Origin of the sequence: Burkholderia latens (genome assembly GCF_001718795.1) — a bacterium.
In the GTDB taxonomy this organism is placed as follows: domain Bacteria; phylum Pseudomonadota; class Gammaproteobacteria; order Burkholderiales; family Burkholderiaceae; genus Burkholderia; species Burkholderia latens_A.
Genome location: NZ_CP013435.1, coordinates 1,655,452 through 1,679,770 on the forward strand (window position 1 = coordinate 1,655,452; position 24,319 = coordinate 1,679,770).

Here is a 24,319-nt window from a genome sequence, read left to right on the forward strand (position 1 = left end):
GCGGTCGCGTGCGTGCGGTACGTTAATAGGACGACCGGTACGGCGTGCCCTGGTCGAAGCGGCTCTGCCAATGCGTGAGGTAGCGCGACGCGAGCTGCGGGTTGTTCCACACCACGACGACGTTTTCGGAATTGCGGCTTGCGGCCGACGCGCTGTAGTTGAACGAGCCCGTCTCGACGTGCTCGGCGTCGATCACGAGATACTTGTCGTGGTGGATCGCATAGGCATCGATCGTGCGTGTCGGAATGCCCGCATTGACGAGCAGGTTCAGTGCCTGTTTGCTGCTCTTCGCGCGATTGCCCTTGTCGTCGACGACGACCGCAACATTCACGCCGCGCCGCTTCGCGGCCAGCAGTGCGCGCGTGACGGGCGGCGACGTGAACGAGTAGGCGGCGACGCGAATCGAACTGCGCGCGGCGCCGATTGCCTTCAGCACGAGCGCCTCGGCGCCCCCGTCGGGCGAGAACGCCGATTCGACGACCTGCGTGGCCGGCGCTTCGTGGGTCGGAGCCGGCAGCAGCTGCGCGATGAAATCGATCGCCTGTTGCAACAGCGATTCGTTATGCGTTTTGCCGAAGGCGGCGAACGGTGTGGCGAGCAGGGAGGCGGCGAGGCAGGCAGCGGCGAGGCGTTGGCGCGTCAACATCTTGGACAGCGAATGATTTCGAGACAGCGGGCCGTGAGTGTAACGCAGACACGGCGGCGCAGCCACGCCTTCGTGGGAACGAGATGCACAGTCGCGCAGGCGGCATGCGCGACGTGGCGTGGCGCGTCGTGTCGCCTCTCGTTTGCATTGGCCGGATGGTCGGGCCGGTGCCCGGGTTCGGCGGCGAATGCGTGCGCATGCGCGCTCGTGTAGATTGCCGCGGCATGGCGGCTTGCGTGCACGCAATCGCAACGGTTAGCGCGCTGCGGTAAGGGTGAACGACCGACACTGCGAGTGGGGCGCATCAACTCGAGGGCGCCGGCATGCTCGAACCTATGCGGCGCGTGTACGCGCGCATGCGGGCCGACGGCGGTGATCGACGTGCGGCACGCCCGCAGCATCGAACATCAGGTATCGCGCGGCCCCCCAGTCTCGCATGCAATCCAGCCGGGCCCGGGTTCCGGCTGCACGTCGTGCGCATCGAGCGGTTCGCCGCACGCCGAGCACACCGCGACCGCATGCATCAACTGCCCGCAATTGCGATGGCGCAATTGCATCGGCGGCCCCTTGCCGTCGTCCTTCCAGCGATCGCCCCATGTCATCAGCGCCAGCAGGGCCGGGTAGAGGTCGAGACCTTTTTCCGTCAACCGGTATTCGAAGCGCGGCGGGCGTTCCTGATACGCGCGCTTGACCAGCACGCCTTCGTCGACGAGTCGCGCCAGCCGCTCGGCCAGGACGTGGCGCGTGAGCCCGAGCTGCGTCTGGAACGCATCGAAGCGGCGGCAGCCGAGAAATGCGTTGCGCAGGATCAGCATGGTCCAGCGATCGCCGAGCACGGCGAGCGTGCGCGCGACCGAACAGTTCAGCGTGCCGATGTCATCCCATTTCATGATCGAGTCTCGTGCGGCGGTTCAGTAAAGGAGCGGGTTCGATTATAGAACCCGTGCTCGATTGCCATCGCTGCGGGTTGCGTTGACAAGCCGTGCGCGGTTGTCAATAATTCGTTCCAATTTGGAACTTACTAGCGCGCCGACGCGCGTTCAACCAGGAGACAACCCGATGAATCCGCTTTCCCTGTCCGGTCTCGAACTGCTGCGTGCGGCGGCTGCGGGCGACGTGCCGCTCGCGTCGATTTCGGAGACGATCCCGATGCGGCCGCTCGGTGTGGAGCTCGGTTACGTGAAGATGTCCGCGCGCGCGGACGGGCGGCACCTGAATCCGCTCGGCGGTGTGCACGGCGGGTTCGCGGCGACGGTGCTCGATTCGGTCACCGGCTGTGCGGTGCATTCGATGCTCGATGCGGGCGTCGGCTATGGCACGGTCGATCTCCACGTGAAGATGCTGCGCCCCGTGCCGCGCGACGTCGATCTGATCGCAGAAGGGCGCGTGATTCACCTGTCGCGTTCGCTGGGCGTCGCGGAAGGGACGTTGAAGACGCCGGACGACAAGATCGTCGCGCATGCATCGGCGACCTGCTTCATTCAACGGCCGCAGTAACGGCGCGGGCACGGGTGAGCTGTTGCACGCTGTTGCAGTGGGCAACGCAGCGGACGGTCAACGGGACGCGGCCTTCATGCGCATCCAGAGTGCCGCCAGCGTATCGAAGGCCGCCTGTAAGCGCGCGCACCGCCTGTCTGAAGCGCTCGCGTCAATGTGATAGCTTTCCTGCTTTCCACTGACGCCACAGGAACAGCATGGAATACCGCACACTCGGCGATTCGGGCATCGAAGTCAGCCTGATCGGTCTCGGCACGATGACGTGGGGCGAGCAGAATTCGGAGCGCGACGCGCACGAGCAGATCGATTACGCGCTCGGGCAGGGCGTCACGCTGATCGAGGCCGCGGAAATGTACCCGGTGCCGCCGAAGCCCGATACCCAGGGCCGCACGGAGCAGTACATAGGCACGTGGCTTGCTCGGCATCGCGCGCAGCGCGACCGGATCGTGCTCGCGACGAAAATCGCGGGCCCGGCGCGGCAGCCGCACAATCCGCGCCATATTCGGGGCGAAGGCAATCAGTTCGATCGAAAGAACCTGACCGAGGCGCTCGACGGCAGCCTCAAGCGCCTTCAAACCGACTATGTCGACCTGTACCAGCTGCACTGGCCCGATCGCAGCACGACGACGTTCGGCCGGCCCGCGTATCCGTGGGTCGACGATGCGTACACGGTGCCGATCGAGGAAACCCTCGGCGTGCTCGCGGAGTTCGTGATGGCCGGCAAGATTCGCGCGATCGGCGTGTCGAACGAAACGCCGTGGGGCGTCGCGCAGTTCCTGCGCGCGGCCGAGAAGCTCGGGCTGCCGCGCATCGCGAGCATCCAGAATCCGTACAGCCTGCTCAATCGCACGTTCGAAAATGGTCTGTCCGAATTCACGCACCGTGACGGTATCGGCCTGCTCGCGTATTCACCGCTTGCGTTTGGCTGGCTAAGCGGCAAATACGAGAATGGCGCGCGTCCGGCCGGGGCGCGCATCACGCTGTTCGAGCGTTTCCAGCGCTACAGCAAGCCACAGGCCGTCGCAGCGACGTCGCGTTACGTCGCGCTCGCAAAACGTCATGGGCTGTCGCCCGCGCAGCTCGCGCTTGCGTTCGTCAACAGCCGGCCGTTCGTGCGCAGCAACCTGATCGGCGCGACGTCGCTCGAGCAGCTGAAGGAGAACATCGGCAGCATCGACGTGAAACTGTCCGACGAGATCCTTGCCGAGATCGACGCGTTGCACGAGTTGCAGCCGAATCCGGCACCGTAAGACGACGAGCGGCCCGCGCGGCGCGAGTGCCGCGGCGGGCCGTGCAGCGCGCGCATCCCAGCGCGCTCGCGGCTTTCGCGGTCGCAAACCGGCGGTACATGAATAGGCGGATGCGCCGCGCGCAGACGTGCCGTTACCGCATCCCGAGCCGCGTGCGCGCAACCAGCAGCGCCGCAAGACTCAGCACCGCGCAGCCGATCAGGTAAAGCGCCGGCGACAGCCGATTGCCCGTCGCGCTGATTAGCCAGGTGATGACGAACGGCGCGAAGCCGCCGAACAATGTGACGCCCGTGTTGTAGCTGACCGCGAGCCCGGTCGCGCGCGTCTGCGCCGGAAACAGCTCGGCCATCAGCGCCGGCAGCGCGCCGCAGTACGTCGCCTTCAGCAGGCCGATCCAGATCAGCGCGGCGAGCATCGTCGCGAACGATGCGTGATGCGTGAGCCACGCGAACGTCGGCCACACGGTCGCGAGCATCAGCACGGCAGCGGCCGCCATCACGCGAATCCGGCCCGTGCGATCCGACAGATGGCCGACGAGCGGCGTGACCAGCGTCAGCACGAAGCCGGTCGCGAGCGTCGCCGCGAAGCCCGTCGACGCCGGCAGGCCGAGCTGCTTGATCGCGTACGTCGGCATGTACAGCACCATGTAGTTGATTGCGGTCGAGATCACGAGCACGCCGATCGCCAGCAGCACGCGCATTTTCTGGTCGGCGAACAGTTCACGCACGGGGGCCGCGGAGCGTGCTTGCGTCTTGAATTCGATTCCTTCGTCGACGTAGCGGCGGATATAGAGCCCGACCGGTCCGATCGCGAGCCCGAACAGGAACGGCACGCGCCAGCCCCAGCTTTCGAGTTGCGCGGTGCTCAGCGTTGCGGTCAGCAGCGCACCGAAGCCCGATGCGAGCAGCGTCGCGAGCCCTTGGCTCGCGAACTGCCAGCTCGACATGAAGCCCCGCCGCTGCGGCGCGTGTTCGACGAGGAACGCGGTCGAGCTCGCGAATTCGCCGCCGGCCGAGAAGCCCTGCATCAGCCGCGACAGCATGATCCCGAGCGGCGCCAGCACGCCGATCGACGCATAGGTCGGCATCAGCGCGATCAGCAGCGTGCCGGCCATCATCATCGCGATCGACAGCAGCAACGACGCCTTGCGGCCCGCGCGGTCCGCGTATGCGCCAAGCACGAAGCCGCCGATCGGCCGGATCAGGTAGGACAGGCCGAACGTGCCGAGCGTGAGCAACAGCGATGTCGCTTCGCTCGTCGCCGGAAAGAACAGTTTGGCGATCGTCACCGCAAAAAAGCCGTAGACGATCAGATCGAACCATTCGAGCGCGTTGCCGATCGACGCGGCGAAGATGATGCGCCGGATCTTCGCGGCGCTCGGGCGGGCGGCGTCCTGCGACGTCAGGGTAGTCGTATTCATCGTATGAGCAGATCCCGAGAAAGGAGCGAACGCGTTAAAGGACGGTGCTGGCCACGGCCGGCGCCGCGCGGCGTGCGGACGGCGGTGCGTCGCCGAGATCCCAGAAGAGGCCGGCCATCATCTGCAGCCCCTCGCGTACGACGCTCGCGAGCAGATGCTCGTCGGGCGCGTGCTGCGAGCACGCCGGATACGAGTGCGGAATCCACAGCGTCGGCAGTCCGAGCGTGTCCGCGAACACTTCGTTTGGCAGCGTGCCGCCGAGATTGGGCAGGATCGCCGGCTTCTTGCCGGTCGTACGTGCAATCGATGCGACGGCCCAGCGGACCCACGGATCGTCGGGCGGCAGTCGCGTCGCCGGTGCGCCGCGTTCGACGTCGATCTCGATGTCGGCGAAACCGTGTGCATCGAGATGCGCGCGCAGGTGCGTCTGCAGCGCTTCCCAGTCGGTGCCGACGACGAAGCGCAACTGGCAGTGCGCATACGCGACGGGCGGAATCGCATTGACCGGATGCTCGGGATTGCCGGCCTTGAACGCGAGGATCTCGAACGCATTCCAGCCGAACACGCGCTCGGCGGCGCTGAGGCCCGGCTCGCCCCAGTCCGCATCGATCGCGGGGTCGCCCGGGCCGCCGCCGACGGACAGATCGGCAAGCGCGGCGCGCACGGCGGCCGGAATCGGCGGCGGGCGCAGCCCGGCAACCCGGATCGCGCCGCGCGCATCGACGAGGCTTGCGAGTGCGTTCGCGAGCACGGTCGCCGGATTGCGCAGCAGCCCGCCCCAATTGCCGGAGTGATGGGCGCCATCGCGCGCGCGCAGGCTCAGCTTGAAGTTGACCGAACCGCGCGAGCCGAGGAACACGGTCGGGCGTTCCGCCGTCAGCCGCGGGCCGTCGGATGCGATCAGCACGTCGGCCGCGAGCGCATCGCGCTCCCGGCGGCACAGTGCGTCGAGGCCCGGCGAACCCGTTTCCTCGCCCATCTCGATCAGCAGCTTCGCGTTGAAGCCGAGCCTGCCGCCGCGGCCGGCGAGCACGCTCGCCAGCGCGGCGAGGTTGATCGTGTGCTGGCCTTTGTTGTCGGCACTGCCGCGGCCGTACCAGCGATCGCCGTCGACGGTCAGCGTCCACGGCGACAGCGGCGCGCGCCATTGCGCGTCGTAGCCGCGCACGACGTCGCCGTGGCCGTAGATCAGCACGGTCGGCAGCGCGTCGTCCTCGTGGCGGGACGCCAGCAGAAACGGGCCGCCGCCGTCGACGGGGTTGTCGACGATGCGCGACGTAAAACCGAGGCGCGCGGCCTCCGGTGCGATCTCGTCGGTCAGATACGCGCGCAGCGCGGCGCCTGCGGCGCAGTCCTGACTTTCGGTGCGCAGACCGACACGGCGGCTCAGGGTCGCGAAGAGCGCACCCGATTCGAACTGATTCAATGCGTGCTGAAGGACGGCGGTGCGGCTCAAGACGGTCTCCTCTGTCGTTTTGCGAGCCCGGTGCGGCGCGCAGGGTCCAGGTTGCGATCGATTCTAGAAAGCCGTTTTTTTTGTCACAATGATCGAATTTCGAACCTTTCGTTGCCGAAAAGGCAAAGCGGAGCGGTCCGGTCGACGGCCGCGGAGACACCACGATGACGGCTTTCCTGCATGGTCTTGCGCTGCGGTACTTCGTCGAAGTGGCGCGCACCGGGTCGATCAGCGACGCGTCCGCGCGATTGCACGTGGCTGTTTCGGCGATCAGCCGGCAGATCGCGAAGCTCGAAAGCGAGCTCGGCGCGCCGCTGTTCGAGCGGCGCCCGCGCGGGATGGCGCTGTCCGAGGCCGGCGAACGGCTGCTGGGCTTCGCGCAGCGCAGTCTGCTGGAAGCCGAGCATGTGATGAAGGAGATCGGCGGGCTGGAGGCGCTGCACGGCAGCCTGCTGAAGATCGCATGCTCGGAAGGGTTCGCGATCGATTTCCTGCCGGGCGCGCTCGCGAGCTTCAAGGCGCGCCACCCGGGCGTCGATTTCACGGTGTGGGTCGTGTCGCCGGCGGACGCGACGCGGCGTGTGCGCGACGGCGATGCCGACATCGCGCTGACGTTCAGCCTCGCACCGGAGCAGGGCGTGCGCGTCGAACACGCGGAGCGCGCGCCGATCTTCGCGCTGGTGCGCCGCGATCACCCGCTCGCCGCGCGCGACGCGGTGTCGCTTGCCGATATCGCCGGCCACCCGCACGTGCTGCCCGAGGCAGGCACGACGGTGCGTCAGCTGATCGACATCGCGTGCGTGCTCGACGGCCTGATGCTGGAGCCGGAACTGACGAGCAACAACACCGCGGTGATGTACCGCTACGCGCAGCGTACGGGCGCGGTGATGTTCACGGGCCTGTTGTCGGTGCGCGACCGCATCGACGCGGACGGATTTGTCGTCGTGCCCGTCACGAACCCGCAACTGCGCGAACGGAGCATCCAGGTGCAGACCATGGCGGGGCGCGATCTCCCCGCGTCGGTGCGCGCGTTTCGCGACCATCTGGTCGACGCAATGCGTGCCGCGTCGGCGCCGCCGGTCGCCGCGCGCGGCCCGGGGCGCCCGGGCGTGAGATAATCGCGAATCCGCCTTCCGTGCCCGTGCGGCTCGCCGAGCCGCATCGCCCCTGTTCGACGCCGAATTGAAGAACCTGATTGTCACCCTCGATCGCGCCGGCGAGTTCGACGAGATCATCGACGTGCGTACGCCGCTCGAGTTCGCCGAGGACCACATTCCCGGCGCGCTGAACGCGCCCGTCCTCAGCAACGAGGAGCGCGTGATCGTCGGCACGATGTACCGGCAGGTGTCGCCGTACGAAGCGACGCGCGTCGGCGCTGCGATGGTCGCGCGCAACATCGCGCGCCATCTCGACACCACGTTTGCCGACCGCCCGCGCAACTGGCGGCCGCTGATCTACTGCTGGCGCGGCGGGAAGCGTTCCGGCTCGATGACTACCTGGTTCAACCTGATCGGCTGGCAGGCGCGCCAGCTCGAGGGCGGCTACAAGGCGTACCGGCGCGCGGTATGCGCGACGCTCGACACGCTGCCGACGCGTTTTCGCTACATCGCGCTCGTCGGCCATACGGGATGCGGCAAGACGCGACTGTTGAACGCGCTGCGCGACGAAGGCGCGCAGACGCTCGATCTCGAGGCGCTCGCGTGCCATCGCGGCTCGCTGCTCGGCGCACTGCCGGGCGTGCCGCAGCCTACGCAGAAGTCGTTCGACTCGGGTCTCGTGAAGACGCTCGAACGTTTCGACCCCGCGTGGCCGGTATTCGTCGAATCGGAAAGCCGCAAGATCGGGCTTATCCAGTTGCCGCTCGCGCTGCTGGACGCGTTTCGCGCGGGGCCGTGGGTGCAGGTCGAGGCCGCGCATGACGAGCGCATCGCATTCCTGCTCGACGATTACGCGAACCTGTTCGACGAGCCGGCCGCGTTCAAGGCGCAGCTTGACCGGCTGATCGGCCTGCACAGCCGGGAAGAGGTCGCGCGCTGGAACGCGATGATCGACGCGAACGCGCGCGCCGAACTGTTTCGCACGCTGATCGACAAGCATTACGATCCCGCGTACGCACGCACCAACCGTTCGTCGTACGGCAACCCGAACCGCGTGCTCACGTTCGCGTTCCGGCCGAGTGCGGCCGACGGGCGGCAGCAGGCGCGCGCGCTGCTCGACGCACTGGAGCAGGCCGGGCTGCCGGCGCTGCCCGCCGCGGGCGCGCATGCCGGATCCGATACCGACAAAAACCAACCGACCACCACACGATGACGACCACACGCACTCAACCCAGTCCGGCACTCGGCTGGATGACCTTCCTGCTGATCGCGGTCGCGGGGCTTTTCTACGTGAAATGGTTCCCGTACTACAACAAGGCGTTCGTTGCCGCCGAGCACCACTCGATCGGTCAGTCGATCCTGATGGGCACGTCGGCAAGCGCGCCCGAACCGTCGCTGAAGGCGGCGCTCGACTATGCATGGGCATACGGCAAGGCGATCTGGCAGGCGATGGTACTCGGCCTGCTTCTCGGCTCGGCGGTGCAGGCGCTGCTGCCCGCGCACTGGGTCGCGCGCGTGCTGGGTCGCAGCGGTTTCGGCAGCGTCGCGGCGGGCGGCCTGCTGTCGCTGCCGGGCATGATGTGCACGTGCTGCGCGGCGCCGGTCGTCGCGGGATTGCGCGCGCGGCACGCGTCGCCCGGCGGCGCGGTCGCGTTCTGGCTCGGCAACACGGTGTTGAATCCGGCAGCGCTGGTGTTCATGGGTTTCGTGCTCGGCTGGCACTGGAGCGTGTTGCGGCTCGTGCTCGGCATCGCGATGGTGTTCGGGATCGGCTATCTGCTGAACCGGATCGCCCGCCCCGAGGACCGCAGCATCGACGATGCACAGCTCGCGGCGCTGGCGGCCGAACAGGCTGCCGCGGGCAACCCGTTCGTGCGCTGGGTCAAGCTGCTTGCGCGGATGGCCGTGCGGCTCGTGCCCGAGTACATCGTGCTCGTGCTGCTGCTGGGCGCGGCGCGCGCGTGGCTGTTTCCGCACATCGGCCCGGACATCGGCAACCATCTCGGCTGGATCATCGCATTCGCGGTCGCGGGCACGTTGTTCGTGATCCCGACGGCCGGCGAGGTGCCGATCATCCAGGCCATGCTGTCGCTCGGCATGGGCGTCGGCCCGGCTGCTGCGCTGCTGCTGACGCTGCCGCCGATCAGCGTGTCGTCGCTCGCGATGCTCGCGCGCTCGTTCAAGCCTTACATGCTGGCGATCGTGACGGGCCTCGTCGTCGTATTCGGGATCGCGAGCGGGCTGCTCGCGATCGCGTTCGGGTTCTGACGGCCGCGCGCGACGGGCACGCGAGCGGGGCGATGCGGTCGGACGCATCCGGGTTCGCATCGCCGGTCGGCCGGCCAGGCACGACAGACGCGGCTGGCCGCAAACGAGCCGGCATGACAGCCGCCGTCCGCCACGCCGCTTGCGCCTGCCGTGCGACCGTCGTATTCATCCGGCACCGCCGCTTCGAGCGTGCGGCGCCCTTTACAAGAAGCAAACAGGAAAACGCATGACCCAACCGAAGATTCATCCTCGACTCGAAAAGGCGCTGACGCGCGGCGATCTCGCGATCCGCCAGGCCAATTCCGCGCGGGCGACTGCCGTGCTGAACGCACTCGGCACGATGATCATCGAAGCGTCGGCCACGATCGGCGTCGAGGCGAGCATCGACATTCCGCAAGGCGATCGCATTTACGATCCGGTAAACGGCCTGTGGCCGCAGAAGATGCTGGTGTCGTTCGACGGCCCGGTCGACGAAGCCGATCCGGAAGAACTGCGCGCGGTTTATCTGGTCGCCGACGACCCGGGTACGCAGTTTCGCGTCGAATGGCATCGCGCGGACGGCAAACTCGGCCGCCACGAAGGCGGGCCGCTCGCGACCGTCGCGTTCCTGACCGACGTGGAGATCCCGTGGAGCGATGACGACGAATAACGTCGTCATGATTGCTTCGTATCGAGCCGGCGCAACGCGCGCCGGCTGTCAGCGCATCATTCGCCGCCGGAACAGCCACGCGGACACCACGAAACCGCCAACCGCATAGCCTGCGAGAACCGCGAGGTGCATGCCGACGTCGGCCGCCGGCCGGCCGAGCATCGCGGGCCGGATCAATTCGACCGCGTTCGCGAGCGGCAGCACGTGCGCCGCGTGCTGCGCGATCGGCGGCAACTGCGCGATCGGGAAGAATACGCCTGACAGCAGCAGCATCGGCGTCAGCACGAGCGTCTGATAGAACATGAAGAAGTCGTAGGACGGTGCGAGCGCGGTGACGATCATTGCGGTGCTCGCGAACGCGAGGCCGGCCAGCGCGATCACGGGCAGGGCCGCGAGCATCGACGGAAACCGCGCATAGCCGAGCAGGCCGGCAACCAGCATGATCGCGACGCCCGACAACAGCGCCTTGCTCGCACCCCAGACGATTTCTCCGAGCACGATGTCGCCGAGCGCGAGCGGCGTATGCATGATCGCCTCCCAGGTCCGCTGCACGTGCATCCGCGAGAAGCCCGAATACATCGATTCGAAGCTCGCGGACATCATCACGCTCGACCCGACCGTGCCGGCCGCGAGAAATGCGATATACGACACGCCGTCGACGTGGCCGAGCATCAGGCCGAGCCCGAATCCCAGCCCGAACAGATAGATCATCGGATCGGCGAGATTGCCGAACATCGACGCAAGCGCGAGCTTGCGCCACACGAGATAGTTGCGCCGCCACACCGCGATCCAGTTCGTGGCATTCGCGGGCAGCGCAATCGCGAAGCGCGATTCGCGCGGCGGGGCTAACGGCGCGGCAGTGGAATAGTTGCGTACGTCCATCATCGATCAGTCCTGCATGTCGCGGCCCGTGAGCCGCAGGAACACGTCTTCAAGATTCGCCGGACGATGCAGATAGCGCAAGCCCGTGCGGCCCTTGAGCCGCGCACTGAGCGGCTCGGGATCCGTCACGTAGCAGAACAGCGTCTCGCCGCTGATTTCGGTGTGTTTCGCGAACGGCGACAGCTCGTCGCGCAGCGTGCCCGGATCCGGTCCGTAGACTTCGATAACGTCGCACCCGATTTCCGATTCGATCAGCGCGTGCGGCGCGCCTTCGGCGATTTTGCGACCGTCCTCGATCACGCACAGCCGGTCGCACAGCCGCTCGGCTTCCTCCATGAAATGCGTGGTGATCAGGATCGTCTTGCCGCGCGCGAGCAGCGAGCGCAACCGCTCCCACATCAGATGCCGCGCCTGCGGATCGAGACCGGTCGTCGGCTCGTCGAGCACGAGCACGTCCGGGTCGTTCACGAGCGCGCGTGCGAGCGTCAGCCGCCGCTTCATCCCGCCCGACAGCTCGCCGACCTTCGCATCGGCCTTGTTTTCCAGTTTCGCGAATTCGAGCAGCGGCTGCACGAGCCCGCGTGCAGCCGCTGCGGACAGTCCGAAATAGCGGCTGAATACGAGCAGGTTCTCGCGGACCGTGAAGTCAGGATCGAGGTTGTCGAACTGCGGGACGACGCCGACGCGGCGGCGCGCATGCCGCGCACGCGACGGAACCGGTTCGCCGCACAGTGAAATCGCGCCGGCATCGGGGTACGCAAGGCCAAGCAGCATCTTCAGCGTCGTGGTCTTGCCGGCGCCATTCGGCCCGAGCAGGCCGTAGCATTCGCCAGCCTGCACGTGGAAGGACAGGCCGTTGACGACGAGCTTGTCGCCATAGCGCTTTTCGACGTTCCGGAAATCGATCGGTGCAACGGACATGGGCGGGTTTGTCGTTGTAAGCGGGCGCGTATCGCGGCCGGCCGGGCCGGCTTGCCGGCGTGCGAACGGATCGCGCGCATGCGTGTCACACGCGCATGGCCGACGCGACCGTGCATCGGCGGCACGAATGGGCCATTTTAGTGCATCGGTTGCATCCGATCACGGCATGTCCGCGCAGCGCGGTGCATGCACGCGCCGATCATGCACCGCATCATCGCCGACCCGCCCCGCGTGGCGAATCAGCGTTTTCCATCCCTTGCGTCCGCAATTGCGGCGCACCATGATGAGTGCATAGCGCACGTAGTCGCGATAGGGAGGTTTCATGGCTAGCTACAACAAGATTCTGCTCTGCTACGACGGCACACTCGAAGGGCGCAAGGCACTGCGGTGCGGAGCCAATCTCGCGCTGGATCTAAAGGCGGAAACGCATTTGCTGTCGGTTGTCGACATGCGTTCCAGCATCGCGCAAAGTGCCGGGCTGCTCACCGACGTCGCGTGCGGCCGCTTCGAAGAAACCGCGCGCGAGATCCTGCAGGAAGGCGTGAACTGGCTGCGCGAGCGCGGCGTTCAGGCGGAAGGGCATTTCGCGTTCGGCTATCCGATCGACGAAATTGCGAATCTCGCGACGGAAATCAACGCCGATCTCGTCGTCGTCGGCCACCGGTGCCGCAGCGGCTTGTCGAGATGGTGGATGGGCTCGGGCAACACGCAACTGCTGGATCGCGTGAATTGCAGCATTCTCGTCGCGTGTTCTTCGGCGGAAGAGCAAAAGGCCGAGATCGCGCGCGAGCGCGAAGCGGCGATCGCGAGCGGCACTTAACACCGCACCCGATATCGCGAGCGCGTGACCGGGCGCGGTGTGCCGCCATTCATGCCGGTTTCGCGCCGCGCTGCGTTGGCGGCATCTCATCCGCTCGAAGCACGCTCACGCGTGCAGGTCGATCGCGGACAGCTTCCAGGAAAACAGCCCGACGCGGTGGAAGATCGCTGCATAGCGCGTGCCGTCGGCGCTGCGCTGGTAGGTCACGACGAATTCATCGATATTCCGATAGCCCGCACTCGTTTGCTGCGGATGGCCTGCGTCGCTGGGTCGGGCCGGTGCGGGCGCTGCCGCAGGCGGGGCCGGCGCAGTCGTAATCGTGCTACTGCCGGGTTGCGGCACGCTGGCGGCGGTGCCTGGGGCCGCAGGCACTGCCGCTGGTGGTGCTGCTGCGTTGCCACGCGTGCCGTCTGGCGCAGCGTCCGACCAATCGGGCGGCCTTTCGCCGGGATTGCCGCGCGGCGGGATCCCGCTCATCAGCGCCGCTACGCCTTCCGGTGTCGCATACGCATCGACCAACGGGCCGATCAATGCAGACCCGATCAGCGCGCCGATCACCGCGAACGGGTTGTCCTTCTTCACTGCATCGATCCGGCGCATCAATTCTTCCGTGACTTGCTGTTTCAAGCTGATGCGCAGCGACGGGAAATCGACGTATTCACTGACCGCTTGCGCATCGCGCGCGTCGACCGCCGATTTCAGGCGACCGAGTGCGATATACGGGGAAGCGTACGCGTAGCCGATCGCCGCGAATACGGCGACGGCCAACACGACGATCAGCAGAGGTTTGAGCCGCAACGTGCGGCCCGTTGCTCCAGTCACGATGCCTCCGGGTGGACGGGTTCCGCTATCAGAGACCGCCGTGCGTGGCCGATCGTTCCTCGGCGATGCAGCGATCGATCATCCGGCACACGGCATCGATCGTGCCCACCATGATCAGGCGCGACCGGCCGTGATAGACGCGCACCGGCGCCCGGCGCGCCGGTTCCGCGTGATTGAGGCCGGCATTCAGCGAGACGCGCGCGAAGGCGGGAAGCGCTGACGGCAGCAGCGACGCCTGCCGTTCAACTGCGACTTCTTGGCTCACCACGGGCGCCGCGGCGGACAGCGGCGCGCAGGGCGTGCGGCCGCGCAGATGACGCAGGCGGCCGAATTGACGGAAAGGCAGCAGACGGGAAAGGCGTTCCATGGTGTTCTCCTCAGCGAGACCGATTGTCAGAGTTCGCCCGAGCGGATCAGCCCGACGGCGATGCCTTCCAGCGCGAACTCCGCGCTGCCGGCCTTGACGAAGATGTTTTCGTAATCCGGGTTCTCCGCGATCAGCTCGATGCCGCCGGGGCGGCGCATCAGGCGCTTGACCGTGACGTCGTCGCCAAGACGCGCAACGATGATCTGGCCATCCTTCGCTTCGGTGCGCTTCTGCACCGCGAGGAGGTCGCCATCGAGAATGCCGGCGTCGCGCATCGACAGCCCGCGGACCTTCAGCAGGTAGTCGGGCTTGCTCGTGAACAGCGCCGGATCGCACGCGTAATGCTGCGAGATGTGCTCCTGCGCGAGGATCGGGCTACCGGCTGCGACCCGGCCGACCAGCGGCAGCGACAGTTGCATCAGGCCGGCGTGCGGCAGCGTGAACTGATGCGGGACGTCGTCGACGCCGAGCAGCCGGATGCCGCGCGACGCGCCGGCCGCGAGCTCGATCACGCCCTTGCGCGCCAACGCACGCAGGTGCTCCTCGGCCGCGTTCGGCGAACTGAAGCCGAGCTCGGCGGCGATCTCGGCGCGCGTGGGTGGAAAACCGGAGCGCTCGATCGCGCGGCGAATCAAGTCGAACACTTGCTGCTGACGGGCGGTGAGTTTGGTCATGGCTGAACTGTATGGATAGACAGTGAGCTGTATTTTTATACAGTACTTCGCGAATTTCAAGTGTTACTTGAGGTTCGCCGCGATCGCGCCGGTTCCGGCGTCATTTTGTGCCGCCCTGACGCCGGTTCGTCTGCCGCAACCGTCCGCCCAGTCTGCGTTAGCACTTTTGAGTATTAAAAAATGAAGAACGATTATTTTTAATCATGTAACCCGTTCGATAGACTGGCCCGACATCGCAACATCGACAACACTGGAGAACCAAGGATGGCGAAGCGCAATACGGGGCTGGTGGGCGGAGCGGGCCGCCTGATCGCAACACTCGCGCTGGGGGCGGCGGCGGCGCTGGGCGTCGCGACCCACGCGCAGGCCGATACGACCTTCCTGAACGTGTCGTACGACCCGACGCGCGAGCTGTACCAGGATTTCAACCAGGCGTTCGGCAAGGAGTGGAAGGCGAAGACGGGCGAGACGGTCAACTTCAAACAGTCGCACGGCGGCTCGGGCGCACAGGCGCGCTCGGTGCTGGACGGCCTGCAGGCCGACGTCGTCACGCTGGCGCTCGCGTACGACATCGACGCGATCGCCAACAAGGGCCTCGTCAACAAGGACTGGCAAAAGCGCCTGCCGGACAACGCGTCGCCGTACACGTCGACGATCGTATTCCTGGTGCGCAAGGGCAATCCGAAGGGGATCAAGGACTGGGACGACCTGACCAAGCCCGGCATCTCGATTGTCACGCCGAACCCGAAGACCTCCGGCGGCGCGCGCTGGAACTATCTGGCCGCGTGGGCGTATGCGGTGCACAAGCCGGGCGGCAACGAGCAGAGCGCGAAGGAATTCGTGACGAAGCTGTACAAGAACGCCGGCGTGCTCGATTCGGGCGCGCGCGGCGCGACGACGAGCTTCGTGCAGCGCGGAATCGGCGATGTGCTGATCGCGTGGGAAAACGAGGCGTTCCTGTCGATCAAGGAATTCGGCACCGACAAGTTCGAGATCGTCGTGCCGTCGGTGAGCATCCTGGCCGAGCCGCCCGTCGCGGTGGTCGACAAGGTGGTCGACAAGAAGGGCACGCGCAAGCTGGCCGAGGCGTACCTGAATTTCCTGTACAGCCCGCAAGGCCAGGAGATCGCGGCGCGCAACTACTACCGTCCGCGCGCGAAGAACGTGCCGGCGGAACTGACGAAGCAGTTCCCCAAGCTGAAGCTGTACACGGTCGACGACACGTTCGGCGGCTGGACGAATGCGCAGAAGACGCATTTCGCGGACGGCGGCGTGTTCGATTCGATCTACAAGCCGCAGTAACGCACGCAACACCATAACGACAGCGGCGCGCCACGACAGCGCGCAGCATCCCCGGCGGGCCGCCGGCGCGAGAGAGCATTCTTCGCGCCGGCGTTTGCGTCGGGCCCATGAGCAGCATCGCCCCAGCAAGAGCATCCGATGACGACGTACACCTTTCGCAAGCCGAGCGCGCTGCCCGGTTTCGGCGTGACGCTCGGCATCACGGTGGCTTATTTGAGCCTCGTGGTGCTGATCCCGCTCGCCGCCACATTCCTGAAAACCGCGACGCTGTCGTGGGGCCAGTTCGTGACCGCCGTCACGTCGCCGCGCGTGCTCGCGTCGTACCGGCTGACGTTTTCGGCCGCACTCGGCGGCGCACTGATCAACGCCGTGTTCGGCTTTCTCGTCGCGTGGGTGCTGGTCCGCTACACGTTCCCGTTCAAGCGCGTCGTCGACGCGATCGTCGACCTGCCGTTCGCGCTGCCGACGTCGGTCGCCGGCATCTCGCTCGCAGCCGTCTATGCGACGAACGGCTGGGTCGGCCAGTATCTCGCGCCGTTCGGCATCAAGATCGCGTTTACGCCGGTCGGCGTCCTGGTCGCGCTGACCTTCATCGGGCTGCCGTTCGTCGTGCGCACGGTGCAGCCGGTGCTCGAGGATTTCGAGCGCGAGCAGGAAGAGGCCGCCGCATGCCTGGGCGCGTCGCGCTGGCTGACGTTTCGCCGCGTCGTGCTGCCCGCGGTGCTGCCGGCGCTGCTCACGGGCTTCGCGCTCGCGTTCGCGCGTGCGCTCGGCGAATACGGGTCGGTGATCTTCATCGCCGGCAACGTGCCGATGAAGTCCGAGATCACGTCGCTGCTGATCATCACGAAGCTCGAGCAGTACGACTACGCAGGCGCGACCGCGCTGGCCGTCGTGATGCTGGTCGTGTCGTTCCTGATGCTGCTGCTGATCAACACGCTGCAGTGGTATCTGCAGCGCCGCACGAGCAAGGGCGCGAGCGGCCCCGCGCCCGCAACCGCCACCGCGGCCGGTACGGCGGCCGCCGCCGGAGGCCAGCGATGAGCCGGGAGTCCACTGTCGTGCTGAACAATCCGTCCGCCGCGCGTGCGCGCGCCGCCAAACAGCTCGATCCCGTCAGCGAGCCGCGTGCGGTGCGCTGGCTGCTGATCGGCATCGCGCTGGCGTTCCTCGCGTTCTTTCTCGTGGTGCCGCTCGCCGCGGTGTTCTTCGAGGCGCTGCGCAAGGGCGTCGGCTTCTATCTCGAATCGCTCGCCGATCCCGACGCGTGGTCGGCGATCAAGCTGACGCTGACCGTCGCCGCGATCGCGGTGCCGCTGAATCTCGTGTTCGGCGTGTGTGCATCGTGGGCGATCGCGAAGTTCGAGTTCCGCGGCAAGGCGCTCCTGACGACGCTGATCGATCTGCCGTTCTCGGTGTCGCCAGTGATCTCGGGGCTCGTCTACGTGCTGCTGTTCGGCGCGCAGGGCTGGCTCGGCCCGTGGCTGCAGGATCACGACGTGCAGATCATCTTCGCAGTGCCGGGCATCGTGCTCGCGACGATCTTCGTCACGTTCCCGTTCGTCGCGCGGGAGCTGATTCCGCTGATGCAGGCGCAGGGCACCGACGAGGAAGAGGCCGCGCGCGTGCTCGGTGCGTCGGGCTGGCAGATCTTCCGGCGCGTGACGCTGCCGAACGTGAGATGGGGGCTGCTGTACGGCGTGATCCTGTGCAACGCGCGTGCGATGGGCGAGTTCGGCGCGGTGTCGGTCGTATCCGGTCACATCCGCGGCGTCACCGACACGATGCCGTTGCACGTCGAGATCCTGTACAACGAATACAACTTCGCGGCCGCGTTCGCAGTGGCGTCGGTGCTGGCGTTGCTCGCGCTCGTCACGCTCGCGCTGAAGCTGCTCGCCGAGCGCCATCTCGCCGCCGAACTGGCCGGCGCGCGCGATGACGTTCCCGCTCATGCCGGCCCCGCCGCCGCCATTTCGTCGAAATCGTAAAGAGGCAACCAGAATGGGTATCACTGTCCGTCATCTTCAGAAGCGCTTCGGCGATTTCACCGCGCTCGACAACGTGTCGCTCGACTTCCCGCCCGGCGAGCTCGTCGCGCTGCTCGGACCGTCCGGCTGCGGCAAGACCACGCTGCTGCGCGTGATCGCGGGCCTCGAGCACGCGGACGCCGGCCAGGTCGTGCTGCAGGGGCTCGACGTCGCATCGGTCGGCGCGCGCGATCGCCAGGTCGGCTTCGTGTTCCAGCATTACGCGCTGTTCCGCCACATGACCGTGTTCGAGAACGTCGCGTTCGGGCTGCGTGTGAAGCCGCGCCGCGAGCGGCCGTCGGAAGCCGTGATTCGCGACAAGGTGCACGAGCTGCTGAAGCTGGTGCAGCTCGACTGGCTCGCGCAGCGCTATCCGTCCGAGCTGTCGGGCGGCCAGCGACAGCGGATCGCGCTGGCGCGCGCGCTCGCGGTCGAGCCGAAAGTGCTGTTGCTCGACGAGCCGTTCGGCGCGCTCGACGCGAAGGTGCGCAAGGAGCTGCGCGGCTGGCTGCGTCGCCTGCACGACGACCTGCACATCTCGACGATCTTCGTCACGCACGACCAGGAGGAGGCGCTGGAAGTGGCCGACCGCATCGTCGTGCTGAACCGCGGTCGCGTCGAGCAGGTCGGCAGCCCGCAGGACGTCTACGATCATCCGCAAAGCGCGTTCGTCTACGAGTTTCTCGGCGCGGCGAACCGGCTGCCGGGCACGGTCGCCGGCCGCGGCTTCGTCGCCGACGGCGCGGCTGCGCCGATCGCGGTCGACGCCGATTTCGCGGGCCCCGCGAACGCATACGTGCGGCCGCACGATCTGCAGCTGTGGCCGGCCGGCGACGGCCATCGCGACGGCATTGCGGTCGACGTGCGCCGCGTGATCCCGCTCGGCGGCTCGGTACGCATCGAGCTCGAGGCGCGCTCGGGCGGCGCGCTGGAGGCGGAGCTCGATCGCGACGCGTGGCGTGCGCTCGAACTGCAGGTGGGCGACGGCGCGACGGCCGTTCCGCGCGCGGTTCGCGTGTTTCCCGCGCACTGACGCCTGAACCCGGCAACGAGAAGAGGGCGGATACCGCTCCGGATCGACATCGAATCGATATTCGAACAACGACAGCCTAAGAGGCATACCCATGAATTTTCAGCAATTGCGTTTCGTGCGAGAGGCCGTGCGCCAGAACATGAACCTGACGGAAGTCGCGAACGTGCTGTACACGTCGCAGTCGGGCGTGTCGAAACAGATCAAGGATCTCGAGGATGAACTGGGCGTCGACATCTTCATCCGGCGCGGCAAGCGGCTCACCGGGCTCACGGAGCCGGGCAAGGCCGTGCACCAGCTGATCGAGCGGATGCTGCTCGACGCGGAGAACCTGCGCCGCGTCGCGCGCCAGTTCGCGGACCAGGACAGCGGCCACCTCGTCGTCGCAACGACGCACACGCAGGCGCGCTACGCGCTGCCGAAGGTGATCCGGCAGTTCACCGAGGTGTTCCCGAAGGTGCATCTTGCGCTGCGCCAGGGCAGCCCGCAGCAGATCGCGCAGATGATCCTGAACGGCGAAGCCGATCTCGGCATCTCGACCGAAGCGCTCGATCGCTATCCGGACATCGTCACGTTTCCGTGCTATTCGTGGCATCACACGGTCGTCGTGCCGAAAGGCCATCCGCTCGTCGGCCGCGAGAACCTCACGCTCGACGAAATCGCCGAATATCCGATCATCACGTACGACCAGGACTTCACCGGCCGCTCGCATATCGACCAGGCGTTCGCGCAGGCCGGCGCGGTGCCCGACGTCGTGCTGACCGCGATCGACGCGGACGTGATCAAGACTTACGTCGAGCTCGGCATGGGGATCGGCGTCGTCGCCGCAATGGCGTTCGATCCGCAGCGCGACACGGGGCTCGTCGCGCTCGACACGCAGCACTTGTTCGAGGCGAGCACGACGCGCGTCGGCTTGCGCAAGGGCGCGTTCCTGCGCGCGTATGCGTACCGGCTGATCGAGATGTTCGCGCCGCACCTGAACGAAGCGGAAATCGCCGGGATGCTGCGCGAAGCAGTCTGATCCGCCGATGCACGGCGGGCGCGGCATGCGCGCGCTCGCTGCATCGCATCGCTGCGCGGCGGCACCCGGCGGTGCGCGCCGCGCGAAGCGGTGATCCGTCTGCCGTAACACGCGGCAACCGACGCGAACGACAATGCGCTCCGAATAAACCCTTAAATATTGATCAGACGGGTTGCGCGTTGCATAGAAACGGTACAGCATAGCCGTCACTCCGCTGGCGTCCCCGCTGGCGGCGGCGCGTCGACGACAGCACGCGCCAGGCAGTCGGCCGTCTGCCTCGCTCCATTCCTTGGTACCGACAAGCAGCATCGATGGCCATTGCCCGGGTAGTGTGGCGCAAACGTTTGCTCACATTAAAACAACAGTCGAATAACAATCCGGCCCGTCGGGCCAGTCGCCAGGAGATGTGTATGAATGTCCTGTTTCGCCGTCGCTTTCTGACCGCCGCGCTTGCCGCGGTCGCGGTCGCTGCCGCACCGGCGGCCGTTCACGCGCAGTCTGCGGCCAAGCCGAAGGTCGCGCTCGTGATGAAGTCGCTCGCCAACGAGTTTTTCCTGACGATGGAGAATGGCGCGAAGGAGTACCAGAAGCACAACGCCGCGCAGTTCGACCTGATCACCAACGGCATCAAGGACGAGACCGACACCGCGAACCAGATCCGCATCGTCGAGCAGATGATCGTGTCGAAGGTCGACGCTATCGTGCTTGCGCCGGCGGATTCGAAAGCGCTCGTGCCGGTCGTGAAGAAGGCCGTCGATGCGGGGATCATCGTCGTGAACATCGACAACCGGCTCGATCCCGACGTGCTGAAGTCGAAAAATCTGAATGTGCCGTTCGTCGGTCCCGACAACCGCAAGGGCGCGCGCAAGATCGGCGACTACCTCGCGAAGCGGCTGAAGGCCGGCGACCAGGTCGGCATCATCGAAGGCGTGTCGACGACGACCAACGCGCAGCAGCGCACGGCCGGTTTCCAGGACGCGATGAAGGCAGGCGGGATGAAGGTCGTGTCGGTGCAGTCAGGCGAATGGGAGATCGACAAGGGCAACGCGGTCGCGTCCGCAATGCTCAACGAATACCCGAACCTGCGCGCACTGCTGTGCGGCAACGACAACATGGCGATCGGCGCCGTGTCGGCCGTGCGTGCGGCGGGCAAGCAGGGCAAGGTGTTCGTGGTCGGCTACGACAACATCAATGCGATCAAGCCGATGCTCAAGGACGGCCGCGTGCTCGCGACCGCCGACCAGTACGCCGCGAAGCAGGCAGTATTCGGCATCGACACGGCGCTCAAGGCGATCGCCGAGCATCGCAAGCAGGCCGACATGACCGGTGTGGTCGAGACGCCGGTGGACCTCGTGACGAAGTAACGCCGCGCCGTTGCGGCCGCCTCCCTCAAGAATCCGGGGCGGCGGCCGTTATACGGGGTGAGCGCGATCACGGCCACTGCATGCACTTGCACTTGTGAGCGTCATATCCGCGCCCCGCGCGCGGCCGCAACCAGGATCGCGATGGAACCGACCTTCCAACCCTCCCGTTCAGCCGTTCCCGTACTGTCCGTCGCCGGCATCGGCAAGACCTATGCCGAACCCGTGCTCGCCGACGTCACGCTGACGCTCGCGGCCGGCGAAGCGCTCGCGCTGACCGGCGAGAACGGTGCGGGCAAGAGCACGCTGTCGAAGATCATCGGCGGCCTCGTCGATCCGACGGCGGGCACGATGCTGCTCGGCGGCGAAGCCTATGCGCCGGCGAGCCGCACGCAGGCCGAGGCGCTCGGCGTGCGCATGGTGATGCAGGAACTGAACCTGCTGCCGACGCTGACCGTCGCCGAAAACCTGTTTCTGAACCGTCTGCCGCGCCGCTTCGGCATCATCGACCGTGCGCGGCTGCGGGACGACGCGCGTGCCGCGATGGCGCAGGTCGGGCTCGATTCGGTCGATCCCGACACGCCGGTCGGCGCGCTTGGCATCGGCCACCAGCAGATGGTCGAGATTGCGCGCAATCTGATCGGCGACTGTCGCGTGCTGATTCTCGACGAGCCGACCGCAATGCTGACCGCGCGCGAAGTCGAACTGCTGTTCGAGCAGATCGACAGGCTGAAGGCGCGCGGCGTCGCGATCGTCTATATTTCGCACCGGCTCGAGGAACTCGCGCGGGTCGCCGAGCGCGTCGCGGTGCTGCGCGACGGCCGGCTCGTGCATGTGGGCGACATGGCCGCGACGACGTCCGACGCGCTCGTCACGCTGATGGTCGGGCGCGAGATCGGCGAGCACATCGATCTCGGCGTGCGCCGGCTCGGCGCGCCGCGGCTCGCGGTGTCCGGGATGACGCGCGGCACGGCGGTGCGCGACGTGTCGCTGGAAGTGCGCGCCGGCGAAATCTTCGGCATTTCGGGGCTGATCGGCGCCGGGCGCACCGAATTGCTGCGCCTGATCTACGGCGCCGATACGCCGGATGCGGGAACCATCGCGGTCGGCGATCCGCCGAAGCCGGTGCGCATCGAGTCGCCGGTCGACGCGGTCAGGCACGGCATCGCGCTGATCACCGAGGATCGCAAGGGTGAGGGGCTGCTGCTGACGCAATCGGTCACGTCGAACGTGTCGCTCGGCCAGCTCGACCGGCTCGCGCGCGGCGGCATCGTCGATACGGCGCGCGAGACGGCGCTCGCCGAGCAGCAGATCGACGCGTTGCGGATCCGTACCCACGGCGCCGCGCAGGCCGTCGGCGAACTGTCGGGCGGCAACCAGCAAAAGGTCGTGATCGGCCGCTGGCTCGCACGCGACATGGGCGTGCTGCTGTTCGACGAGCCGACCCGCGGAATCGACGTCGGCGCGAAGTTCGAGATCTACACGCTGATGGGCGCGCTCGCGCGCGAAGGCCGTGCGCTGGTCGTCGTATCGAGCGATCTGCGCGAACTGATGCTGATTTGCGACCGGATCGGCGTGATGTCGGCCGGCCGCATGACCGCCGTGTTCGAGCGCGGCAACTGGACCCAGGATGCGCTGCTGGCGGCGGCGTTCGCCGGCTTCGGCCGCGCAGCGCTGCCTGAAGGCGTGCGCCATCCGGACGCGGGAGCGGCGCCGCGCGCGGCTTCCGGCACTTCGACGACAGGATCCCAGCAATGACCCAGCCCCCCGTATCCCCGAGCGACGCCGGCGCGCAGCAGGACGTAACCGGGCGCCGTGCGCGCACGCTGTCCGGCACGCGGCTCGGCGTGTCGAACTACCTCGGGCTCGCCGGCGCGCTCGTCGCGATGATCGCGCTGTTTTCGGCGCTGAGCTCGCATTTCCTGACCTACGATACGTTCAGTACGATCGCGAACCAGATCCCCGATCTCGTCGTGATGTCGGTCGGGATGACCTTCGTGCTGATCATCGCCGGCATCGACCTGTCGGTGGGTTCGGTGCTCGCGCTGGCCGCGTCGATGGTCAGCGTGGCCGCGCTGAAATGGCAATGGGGGCCGTTGCCGGCCGCGCTGATCGGGATCGCGGTCGCGACCGCGACGGGCTCGCTGACGGGCGCGATCACGGTGGGCTGGCGGATTCCGTCGTTCATCGTGTCGCTCGGCGTGCTGGAGGCCGCGCGCGGTGTCGCGTATCAGCTGACGAATTCGCGCACGGCCTACATCGGCGACGCGTTCGATTTCCTGTCGAACCCGATCGCGCTGGGCATCTCGCCGGCGTTCCTGATCGCGGTCGTGGTGATGATTGCCGCGCAGTTCGTGCTGACGCGCACCGTGTTCGGCCGTTATCTGGTCGGGATCGGCACGAACGAGGAGGCAGTGCGGCTTGCCGGGGTTAACCCGCGGCCGTATAAAATCCTCGTATTCGCATTGATGGGGGCGCTCGCGGGGCTCGCGTCGCTGTTCCAGATTTCGCGGCTCGAGGCCGCCGACCCGAATGCGGGCGCAGGCCTCGAACTGCAGGTGATCGCCGCCGTCGTGATCGGCGGCACGAGCCTGATGGGCGGGCGCGGCTCGGTGATCAGCACGTTCTTCGGCGTGTTGATCATCTCGGTGCTGGCCGCCGGACTCGCGCAGATCGGCGCGAACGAGCCGACCAAACGGATCATCACCGGGGCGGTGATCGTGGTGGCGGTCGTGCTCGATACGTATCGCAGCCGGCGCGCGCGCGCCCGGTAGAACTACACAGAAAGCAGACCAGAGAGAAACGGGAA

At 66.9% G+C, this 24,319-nt stretch carries 25 protein-coding genes; 15 read left to right on the forward strand and 10 right to left on the reverse strand.

Annotation, left to right across the window (positions count from 1 at the left end):
- Nucleotides 1-22: 22 nt before the first annotated feature.
- Nucleotides 23-646 (reverse strand): phospholipase D family protein, encoded by a 624-nt coding sequence (locus WK25_RS07815; RefSeq protein ID WP_069241361.1) that lies wholly within the window; start codon nt 644-646, stop codon nt 23-25.
- A 407-nt stretch (nt 647-1,053) separates the two neighbouring features.
- Nucleotides 1,054-1,536, reverse strand: a complete 483-nt coding sequence (locus WK25_RS07820; protein ID WP_040144123.1) for a winged helix-turn-helix transcriptional regulator — start codon at nt 1,534-1,536, stop codon at nt 1,054-1,056.
- Nucleotides 1,537-1,705: 169 nt separating this feature from the next.
- Here WK25_RS07820 and WK25_RS07825 point away from each other — a divergent pair, with 169 nt between their 5' ends.
- Entirely contained in the window at nt 1,706-2,143 is a 438-nt protein-coding gene (locus tag WK25_RS07825) for a PaaI family thioesterase (RefSeq protein ID WP_040144124.1), read from the forward strand.
- Nucleotides 2,144-2,340: 197 nt separating this feature from the next.
- The gene (locus tag WK25_RS07830; RefSeq protein WP_069241362.1) at nt 2,341-3,393 is read left to right on the forward strand and encodes an NADP(H)-dependent aldo-keto reductase; all 1,053 of its coding nucleotides are present in this window, start codon (nt 2,341-2,343) and stop codon (nt 3,391-3,393) included.
- Nucleotides 3,394-3,526: 133 nt separating this feature from the next.
- On the opposite strand, the gene WK25_RS07835 is transcribed toward WK25_RS07830, so the two are convergent.
- On the reverse strand, nt 3,527-4,813 hold the full coding sequence (locus WK25_RS07835) for an MFS transporter (protein WP_069241363.1): 1,287 nt from the start codon (nt 4,811-4,813) through the stop codon (nt 3,527-3,529).
- Nucleotides 4,814-4,847: 34 nt separating this feature from the next.
- Complete coding sequence (locus WK25_RS07840; RefSeq protein WP_069241364.1) at nt 4,848-6,269, reverse strand: M20 family metallopeptidase; 1,422 nt, start codon at nt 6,267-6,269, stop codon at nt 4,848-4,850.
- Nucleotides 6,270-6,433: 164 nt separating this feature from the next.
- On the opposite strand from WK25_RS07840, the gene WK25_RS07845 reads away from it, so the two are divergent.
- From WK25_RS07845 to WK25_RS07860, 4 genes are all read left to right on the forward strand, one after another.
- Nucleotides 6,434-7,387 (forward strand): LysR substrate-binding domain-containing protein, encoded by a 954-nt coding sequence (locus tag WK25_RS07845; protein WP_069241365.1) that lies wholly within the window; start codon nt 6,434-6,436, stop codon nt 7,385-7,387.
- Nucleotides 7,388-7,451: 64 nt separating this feature from the next.
- Entirely contained in the window at nt 7,452-8,579 is a 1,128-nt protein-coding gene (mnmH, locus tag WK25_RS07850; RefSeq protein WP_069241366.1) for a tRNA 2-selenouridine(34) synthase MnmH, read from the forward strand.
- On the forward strand, nt 8,576-9,634 hold the full coding sequence (locus WK25_RS07855; RefSeq protein WP_069241367.1) for a permease: 1,059 nt from the start codon (nt 8,576-8,578) through the stop codon (nt 9,632-9,634). Before mnmH ends, WK25_RS07855 begins: the two co-directional genes overlap by 4 nt.
- Before the next feature lie 226 nt (nt 9,635-9,860).
- Nucleotides 9,861-10,283 carry a hypothetical protein gene (locus WK25_RS07860; RefSeq protein WP_040144131.1) on the forward strand — a complete coding sequence of 141 codons (423 nt, stop codon included), beginning with the start codon at nt 9,861-9,863 and terminating at the stop codon, nt 10,281-10,283.
- Between the two features lie 48 nt (nt 10,284-10,331).
- Here WK25_RS07860 and WK25_RS07865 read toward each other — a convergent pair whose 3' ends face one another.
- The 3 genes from WK25_RS07865 to WK25_RS31175 form a co-directional block, all read right to left on the reverse strand.
- Nucleotides 10,332-11,165 (reverse strand): ABC transporter permease, encoded by an 834-nt coding sequence (locus WK25_RS07865; RefSeq protein ID WP_059544184.1) that lies wholly within the window; start codon nt 11,163-11,165, stop codon nt 10,332-10,334.
- 6 nt (nt 11,166-11,171) lie between these two features.
- Nucleotides 11,172-12,086 carry a nodulation factor ABC transporter ATP-binding protein NodI gene (gene nodI / locus WK25_RS07870; protein ID WP_059544182.1) on the reverse strand — a complete coding sequence of 305 codons (915 nt, stop codon included), beginning with the start codon at nt 12,084-12,086 and terminating at the stop codon, nt 11,172-11,174.
- Nucleotides 12,087-12,245: 159 nt separating this feature from the next.
- Nucleotides 12,246-12,410, reverse strand: coding sequence for a hypothetical protein (locus WK25_RS31175; protein ID WP_156432103.1), 165 nt, complete (start codon nt 12,408-12,410; stop codon nt 12,246-12,248).
- Here WK25_RS31175 and WK25_RS07875 point away from each other — a divergent pair.
- The gene (locus WK25_RS07875) at nt 12,409-12,906 is read left to right on the forward strand and encodes a universal stress protein (RefSeq protein WP_040144134.1); all 498 of its coding nucleotides are present in this window, start codon (nt 12,409-12,411) and stop codon (nt 12,904-12,906) included. The two genes, WK25_RS31175 and WK25_RS07875, sit on opposite strands and share 2 nt — an antisense overlap.
- Before the next feature lie 105 nt (nt 12,907-13,011).
- Here the strand turns inward: WK25_RS07875 and WK25_RS07880 are convergent, their stop codons facing one another.
- From WK25_RS07880 to lexA, 3 genes are read right to left on the reverse strand one after another with little or no spacing between them, the layout of a single operon-like run.
- The gene (locus tag WK25_RS07880; RefSeq protein ID WP_069241368.1) at nt 13,012-13,728 is read right to left on the reverse strand and encodes a DUF2939 domain-containing protein; all 717 of its coding nucleotides are present in this window, start codon (nt 13,726-13,728) and stop codon (nt 13,012-13,014) included.
- Between the two features lie 28 nt (nt 13,729-13,756).
- The gene (locus WK25_RS07885; protein WP_040144136.1) at nt 13,757-14,095 is read right to left on the reverse strand and encodes a hypothetical protein; all 339 of its coding nucleotides are present in this window, start codon (nt 14,093-14,095) and stop codon (nt 13,757-13,759) included.
- Between the two features lie 26 nt (nt 14,096-14,121).
- Entirely contained in the window at nt 14,122-14,769 is a 648-nt protein-coding gene (lexA, locus tag WK25_RS07890) for a transcriptional repressor LexA (protein ID WP_040144137.1), read from the reverse strand.
- A gap of 264 nt (nt 14,770-15,033) precedes the next feature.
- On the opposite strand from lexA, the gene WK25_RS07895 reads away from it, so the two are divergent.
- From WK25_RS07895 to WK25_RS07930, 8 genes are all read left to right on the forward strand, one after another.
- Nucleotides 15,034-16,071 carry a sulfate ABC transporter substrate-binding protein gene (locus tag WK25_RS07895; protein WP_040144138.1) on the forward strand — a complete coding sequence of 346 codons (1,038 nt, stop codon included), beginning with the start codon at nt 15,034-15,036 and terminating at the stop codon, nt 16,069-16,071.
- A 138-nt stretch (nt 16,072-16,209) separates the two neighbouring features.
- Nucleotides 16,210-17,115, forward strand: coding sequence for a sulfate ABC transporter permease subunit CysT (gene cysT, locus WK25_RS07900; protein ID WP_040144139.1), 906 nt, complete (start codon nt 16,210-16,212; stop codon nt 17,113-17,115).
- The gene (cysW, locus tag WK25_RS07905; RefSeq protein WP_059544178.1) at nt 17,112-18,059 is read left to right on the forward strand and encodes a sulfate ABC transporter permease subunit CysW; all 948 of its coding nucleotides are present in this window, start codon (nt 17,112-17,114) and stop codon (nt 18,057-18,059) included. The genes cysT and cysW overlap by 4 nt, the downstream gene beginning before the upstream one ends.
- Nucleotides 18,060-18,072: 13 nt before the next feature.
- The gene (locus WK25_RS07910; RefSeq protein WP_040144141.1) at nt 18,073-19,131 is read left to right on the forward strand and encodes a sulfate/molybdate ABC transporter ATP-binding protein; all 1,059 of its coding nucleotides are present in this window, start codon (nt 18,073-18,075) and stop codon (nt 19,129-19,131) included.
- 91 nt (nt 19,132-19,222) lie between these two features.
- Nucleotides 19,223-20,149: a CysB family HTH-type transcriptional regulator gene (locus WK25_RS07915; RefSeq protein ID WP_040144142.1), complete on the forward strand. Its 927-nt coding sequence runs from the start codon at nt 19,223-19,225 to the stop codon at nt 20,147-20,149.
- Between the two features lie 410 nt (nt 20,150-20,559).
- Nucleotides 20,560-21,513, forward strand: coding sequence for a sugar ABC transporter substrate-binding protein (locus tag WK25_RS07920; protein WP_040144143.1), 954 nt, complete (start codon nt 20,560-20,562; stop codon nt 21,511-21,513).
- 141 nt (nt 21,514-21,654) lie between these two features.
- Nucleotides 21,655-23,268, forward strand: a complete 1,614-nt coding sequence (locus WK25_RS07925) for a sugar ABC transporter ATP-binding protein (protein ID WP_069241369.1) — start codon at nt 21,655-21,657, stop codon at nt 23,266-23,268.
- Nucleotides 23,265-24,284 carry an ABC transporter permease gene (locus tag WK25_RS07930; protein ID WP_040144145.1) on the forward strand — a complete coding sequence of 340 codons (1,020 nt, stop codon included), beginning with the start codon at nt 23,265-23,267 and terminating at the stop codon, nt 24,282-24,284. The genes WK25_RS07925 and WK25_RS07930 overlap by 4 nt, the downstream gene beginning before the upstream one ends.
- Nucleotides 24,285-24,319 lie beyond the last annotated feature (35 nt).